Raw genomic sequence first — 6,022 nt, 5'->3', positions numbered from 1 at the left:
GGTCGGCGAAGCGCTTCTGCGCGTCTTCGACGGTCAGTTCCGGCTTGGCGAAGAATTCGGCGAAAAGGTCTTCCTTCTGTTTCTGGGTGTCCTGCGAAAGCAGTTGGTCCGTCCACGGCATGACGGCGCCCTTGGCAAGGATGGCGAGGCCCTTCTTCATGCAATCGTTGGCCGCATTGAGATCGACGTCGCCGCGCACCGGCAGGGATCCCTTCTTCAGATTGAAGGCAACCTGCGTCTTGGGATCGAGCAGCGTCTCGGCCAGCACCTCCTGCGCCTTGCTCTTGTCGGCATCCTTGAGCAGCGGGAAGTAGAAGGCGTCACCGCCCGTGGCTATTACCTCGTTCAGCCCAAGGCCTGGCAGGCAGGTGTAATCCTTGCCCGCGGTCTTGCCGGCAACCTGAAACTCGCCCTGTGCCCAGTCCCCCATGATCTGGCCAGCGGCCTTGCCGGTGATGACCAGGTTGGTCGCCTGGTTCCAGTCCTGCACATTGGTGTTCTTCGCCATCTTGCGGGCATCGTCCGCGGCCTTGAAGACCTTGGCGACTTCGGGCCCGGCGGCGAACTTGGCATCCTTGTCCTTGTAGACCTTGAGGAATGTGTCCGTGCCGCCCACAGCCGCAAGCAGGACGTCGAAGGCACCGGAGGATTGCCAGGCCTGTCCGCCGACGGCGAGCGGGATGATGCCGGCCTTTTCCAGCGCCGGCGCTGCCGCCACGAATTCATTCCAGTCCTTCGGCAACGGCACGCCGGCCTTCTCGAAGGCCTCGTTGGACAGCCACAACCACTGCCAGGAATGGATGTTGACGGGCACGCAATAGATCTTGCCGTCGATGGTGCAGCCGTCGAGCAGGCTCTTCGGCCGGACGACATCAGTCCACTTGCCCTTGGTGGCGACGTCGGTGAGGTCGCGCATCAAGCCGGCCTGCACCAGCTCTTCCGCCTGCCGGCCATGGTTGAATTGCGTGGCGCCCATCGGATCGCCACCGGTGATGCGGCTGATCATGATTGGCCGCGCCGTTCCGCCGGAGCCGGCAATGGCGCCGTCCACCCAGTGGTTGCCGGTCGCATCGAATGCCTTGGCAAGTTCCGCAACCGCCGCCGCCTCGCCGCCCGACGTCCACCAATGGGTGACTTCCAGGTCCGTCGCGGCCGCCTGGCCGGCAAACTGCAACGCGGCCGTCGCTGCCAGCGCAGCGGTCAAAAATCTGTATCGCATTTCGGCTCCTCCCAGAATCTGAAACGTTACAGATTTTCGATACGGCAATTGCGCGAGCTGTGCAACCCATCAACGAAGCGCCCCCGATATTTTTTCGGACCGCGAACAAATTCGCATGAATGATCGCGCTTCTCATGCACTGCAGCATGGTTTGCTGCGGCGCAAACACCGAAATGCCGCCTGATACGGGCAAAAGGCGGCGGCAGAGGCGATTTCTCCTGGAATCCCAAGCGTTTCGCAAAAGAACCATCCACCTCGTGGGCGAGGGACATGTAACTCGATATGGCAATCTGTAACGTTTCAGTATATTGAGACTTTACCGGGGCTGGAACGCATATCGTATCGCCATGACGGCGATTGCCGACATGGCTCGCGGCTGCTATGCGCCTGACGGGCGGGACGAATGGACAGACAGCGTACGGACAAGAACGGGGAGACCTCGGCACAGGGACGGCCGACGTTGAAGACGCTTGCCTTCATGACCGGGCTCGGCGTCACCACCGTGTCACGCGCCTTGAAGGATGCCCCGGAAATCGGCGCCGAAACCAGGCGCCGCGTCCAGCTCGTCGCCAAGCAGATCGGCTACCGGCCGAACCGCGCCGGCGTGCGTCTGCGCACCGGCAGGACCAATGTCATCAGCCTCGTGCTCAACACCGACCGCGAGATCATGAGCTTCGTCTCGGACATCATCTACGGCGTTTCGGAAGTGCTCGCCGAAACGCCCTATCACCTGATCGTCACGCCCTATTCCCGCTCGCAGGATCCGATGGAGCCGATCCGCTATCTCGTCGAGACCGGCTCGGCCGACGGCGTCATCATTTCGCGCACCCAACCGAACGATCCGCGCGCCCGCTACATGCTCGAGCACGGCATGCCCTTTGCCACGCATGGCCGCACCGACATGGGTCTCGTCCATCCCTACCATGACTTCGACAACCATGTTTTCGCGATGGAAGCCGTGCGCCGCCTGGCGAGCATGGGCAGGCACAAGCTGGCGCTTCTGTCGCCGCCGCCCGGGCTGACCTATTATGGCCACACGCTGAACGGCTTTGCCGATGCGCTGAGCGAGGTCGGAGCCAGCGAAATTCCGTTCAACACCGTTTCCATCGATCACACGATCGAGCAGATCAGGACCAGGACCGCGCAGTTGATGCGCCGCGAGAACAGGCCGGACGGCTTCGTCAGCAGCGCTGCCGCCGCGACACTGGCGATCGTCGCCGGCATCGAGGATGCCGGCCTCAAGCTTGGCCGCGACGTCGATGTTGTGTCCAAGCAGTCGTCGGACCTGTTGCACCTGTTCCGGCCGGAATTGCTCGTCGTCAACGAGAACTTCCGCCTGGCCGGCTCCGATCTCGCCCGCTCCGTGCTCGGCTGGATCGGCGGCGCCGCACCCGGCTCGTTGCAGCGCCTGGTCGCCACCAGCGAGGTTCAGGCGTTCAGCCCGCCGGTTTCCGTTTAGGCCCTTGGGCTAGCCAGCCGCACCGCTCCCCCACGGCCCGTGGAAAGCGCCCTTGTCGTCGATGCGCTCGAAGCCGTGCGCGCCGAAGAAGTCGCGCTGCGCCTGGATCAGGTTCGAGGTGCCGCGGCCCTGGCGGTAGCTGTCGAAATAGGCAAGTGCGGAAGACAGCGCCGGAACCGGCGAACCGGCCTCCGAAGCCCTCGCCACGATGCGGCGCAGCGACGGATGCGCTTCCTGCATCAGCGAGATGAAGGCCGGAGCCATCAGAAGGTTGGTCGAGGCGCCGCCCTTGCTGAAGGCTTCCGCCATGGTGTCGAGCATCTGCGAGCGGATGATGCAGCCGGCGCGCCAGATCCTGGCGATGGTCGGCATCGGCAGGTTCCAGTTGAATTCCTTGGAGGCGCCGCTCATCACCGCGAATCCTTGGGCGTAGGCGGCGATTTTGCCGGCGAACAGCGCCAGTTCCAGATCTTTCAGCAGGGCATCCTTGTCACCTGAAATCTTCGTGACGCCGGCGTTGCCATAGGCCTTTTCCGCCGCCAGCCGCTCGTCCTTGATCGATGATAGAACGCGTGCCGCCACCGCCGCCTCGATCGCCGTCGCCGGAATGCCGAGTTGCTGCGCCTCGATGACCGACCATTTGCCGGTGCCCTTCTGGCCGGCGCGGTCGAGGATGATGTCGACCACCGGCTTGCCGGTCTTCGGATCGTCTGATGCCAGCACCTTGGCGGTGATCTCGATCAGGTAGGAATTGAGCCGGCCCTTGTTCCAGTTGGAAAACACCGTGCCGATGTCCTTCGGCCCCATGCCTAAGCCGTCGCGCAAGATGCCGTAAATTTCGGCGATCATCTGCATGTCGGCATATTCGATGCCGTTGTGGATGGTCTTGACGAAATGCCCGGCGCCGTCGGTGCCGAGCCATGCCGCGCAGGGTTCGTCCTTGAACTTGGCGGAGATCGCCGTCAGCACCTTCTCGACGCGCTTCCACGAGTCCTCCGTACCGCCGACCATGATCGACGGCCCGTGGCGCGCGCCCTCCTCGCCGCCGGACACGCCCATGCCGATGAAGGTGAGGTCCGAGCCGGAAAGCTCGGAGAAGCGCCGCATCGTGTCGCGGAAATTGGCATTGCCGGCGTCGATGACGATGTCGTTGGCCGACAGAACGCCGCGCAGAGCCGCGATCTGTTCGTCGACCGGCTTGCCGGCCAGCACCATGATGATGATCGGGCGCGGCGGCCGGATCGCGGCGGCAAGCTCTTCCAGGCTGTAGCAGGGCACGACCATGTCCCTGAGCGCGCCGGCATTCTCTATGAAAGCGTCGGTGCGCGCCCTGGTGCGGTTGAAGACAGCGATGCGGTGCCCGTGCTCGGCGATGTTGAGCGCCAGGTTGGAGCCCATCGTGCCAAGGCCGATCAGGCCGATTTCGGCATTTTCCATCGTTTCTTCCCTGCTTTCGGATCTTGTTGGTTCGAGCCCGCGATTTGCGGGGATGCCCATTCATCACGGGATGCCATTCTTCACGGGATGATTGACGGGCCTTTCGGGCCGCGTCAACCGCCTCGCCGAATTGTGTTGCGCGGATCGAACGTGAAGACCAGAGCCCGAGAAGATTGGCAATTGGCGCAGCCGCCGGGAAATTCAGGTGCCGGCGTCGAGGGAAAAGCGGGTTCAGAAATTGTAGTTGGCATAGCCATGGTAGACCAAATCCACCATTGCGTCCCCTCCGGCAAAGAGCAGATTCACATTCCAAGGCGGGTTCCAAGGCGGGAAGGGAACCACGAACTCGGTTTCCTGGCCATGGCAAACTCCCACGACGCGCCAGTCGTCGCGGATGAAGCCGAACAGAGGTCCTCCCGACCACCCGTGGCCGGCGAAGTTTGTCGTTTCAAGCTCGCGCGCATGCTTGTCTCCGTCGACATCTCTGATGAAGGCAGCCAGCTCGACAGCCGGGTATCCGGCGGCGAAATCAGGATAGCCAGCGCTCATGTAAAGATGGTCGAAATACTCATCGTGGTCGTCGAAGGCCTGCGTACCCAGCCAGCCGCAGACGTTGCCAATCGGATCAATCGTCCTGCAGATTGCATAGTCGCTGGCATCCGCTTTGAACGCCATATCCCAGAAGCCGTCATGCCTGACGCCATACCAGTCGCTGACCCATGTGGAGCCGAAGCGAGGGGAGTGACCCGGGTACATAGCCGGCGTGAATTCGATTTGACAGTTGCCGCTGTAGTCCCACGGCATGACATGGCTGGCTGTCATCAACAGGTTCGGCCCAACCATGAAGGCGGTGCCTCCTGGAAGCTCCTTGCCTTCGGAGAAGGTGCGGATGTGGCCTATCGCCGACCAGGGAAACGCCACCAGATCCATGCCGATAGCCGTAAGCCCCGACCGCTTGACGGCAATATCGCCGTCCGGTCCAGCAAAGAACGGTCGCAACCGTGGGACCGTTCGCACGGCGAGATGGCGAGGAACATAGGCCTTGAGCAGATCCTCGTTTCGCCTGCCCGTGCGCGTCGGCTTGCCCTCAGGCCGCGCGACGGCCTTCGCAACAGGCAGGTTGAGCCTCGATTCCAATCGCGGCACATAGCCCTTCGGCGCAGAGACCCGCTCAGCCACCTTGCGGGCGTCCGGAAATCGGCCCAGGCTGAGATGATTGATGATGTCGACAGGCATCGGCTCCGTCGGATCACGATCAAGTTTTTCGATGAGAGCGCCAAGGTCGATGTGCGCAGCCAGCGCCTTGAGGTTTGGTGGTCGCCTGTTGCGCCCGGCATTCTCGTTCCCCGCAGTGGAGAGGCGTTGATCCTTCTTCATGCGATTTGTCCTCGCTTGCCCTTGCCAATGCGCCTCGATAGGGCGAGACGACCGCGATTGGCATCGAAACCGAAGTGATGGCCGCCAAGGTCGAACGAAAGCGACCATTTTGACAGTCGTCATTTGCCGACTGGGTCGCTCCTTTTTGCGGGTGCTATTTCGTGAGGACCATAAGGCCGACGCTACGGCCTGATATCGACGGGCGCCTCGATCTTCACCATCTCGAAGTCCGAGACCAGTATGTCGATGCGCACCGTCCACCGGCCCGGCACCGGGATGACGAGGTTGTCGACGCGCCAGCTGCCGTCACCGGGCTTGCTCGCAGCGCGCTTCAGCGGCTCGATGCCGGAATCGGGTTTTGACAGCACAAGCGTCACCTCCTTGGCGTCCAGCGGGCCGAAATCGCCGCTCATGATGACCATCGAGGCAACGACCGGGCCGGCATGGCCGGGAGTGATGCTGAGATCGGCCATCGCTTGCAGCGCGTGGATATGGATCGACACCGGTTGCGCTGCCGCAATCGCCAGGGC

General features: G+C 62.7%; 4 protein-coding genes and 1 pseudogene (1 of these 5 running past the window's edge). 1 reads left to right on the top strand and 4 read right to left on the bottom strand.

Annotated features, from left to right (window positions below; translation table 11 throughout):
- Window positions 1–1,219: ABC transporter substrate-binding protein (locus EOC06_RS07060; protein ID WP_245469382.1), on the bottom strand; the 1,219-nt coding region annotated here is incomplete at its 3' end.
- A gap of 403 nt (window positions 1,220–1,622) precedes the next feature.
- Between EOC06_RS07060 and EOC06_RS07055 the strand changes: the two genes are divergently transcribed.
- Window positions 1,623–2,678: a LacI family DNA-binding transcriptional regulator gene (locus EOC06_RS07055; RefSeq protein ID WP_032900915.1), complete on the top strand. Its 1,056-nt coding sequence runs from the start codon at window positions 1,623–1,625 to the stop codon at window positions 2,676–2,678.
- A 9-nt stretch (window positions 2,679–2,687) separates the two neighbouring features.
- Here EOC06_RS07055 and gndA read toward each other — a convergent pair whose 3' ends face one another.
- The 3 genes and pseudogenes from gndA to EOC06_RS41895 all read right to left on the bottom strand — a co-directional run.
- Window positions 2,688–4,115: an NADP-dependent phosphogluconate dehydrogenase gene (gndA, locus tag EOC06_RS07050; RefSeq protein WP_128307413.1), complete on the bottom strand. Its 1,428-nt coding sequence runs from the start codon at window positions 4,113–4,115 to the stop codon at window positions 2,688–2,690.
- Between the two features lie 231 nt (window positions 4,116–4,346).
- The gene (locus tag EOC06_RS07045; RefSeq protein ID WP_128307412.1) at window positions 4,347–5,492 is read right to left on the bottom strand and encodes a serine protease; all 1,146 of its coding nucleotides are present in this window, start codon (window positions 5,490–5,492) and stop codon (window positions 4,347–4,349) included.
- A gap of 182 nt (window positions 5,493–5,674) precedes the next feature.
- A pseudogene (locus tag EOC06_RS41895) lies at window positions 5,675–6,022 on the bottom strand (copper resistance D family protein) (its annotated part continues 356 nt past the right edge of the window); the annotation flags it as partial.

The organism is Mesorhizobium sp. M7A.F.Ca.MR.362.00.0.0 (genome assembly GCF_004023175.1).
Taxonomy (GTDB): domain Bacteria; phylum Pseudomonadota; class Alphaproteobacteria; order Rhizobiales; family Rhizobiaceae; genus Mesorhizobium.
The sequence above is the reverse complement of the archived record's forward strand: the minus strand, read 5'-3'. Positions and strand labels throughout refer to the sequence as shown.

Excerpts from the sequence above, each read along its gene's own strand:
- gndA (WP_128307413.1), bottom strand. The coding sequence starts at position 4,115 with ATGGAAAATGCCGAAATCGGCCTGATCGGCCTTGGCACGATGGGCTCC.
- EOC06_RS07045 (WP_128307412.1), bottom strand. The coding sequence starts at position 5,492 with ATGAAGAAGGATCAACGCCTCTCCACTGCGGGGAACGAGAATGCCGGG.
- EOC06_RS07055 (WP_032900915.1), top strand. The coding sequence starts at position 1,623 with ATGGACAGACAGCGTACGGACAAGAACGGGGAGACCTCGGCACAGGGA.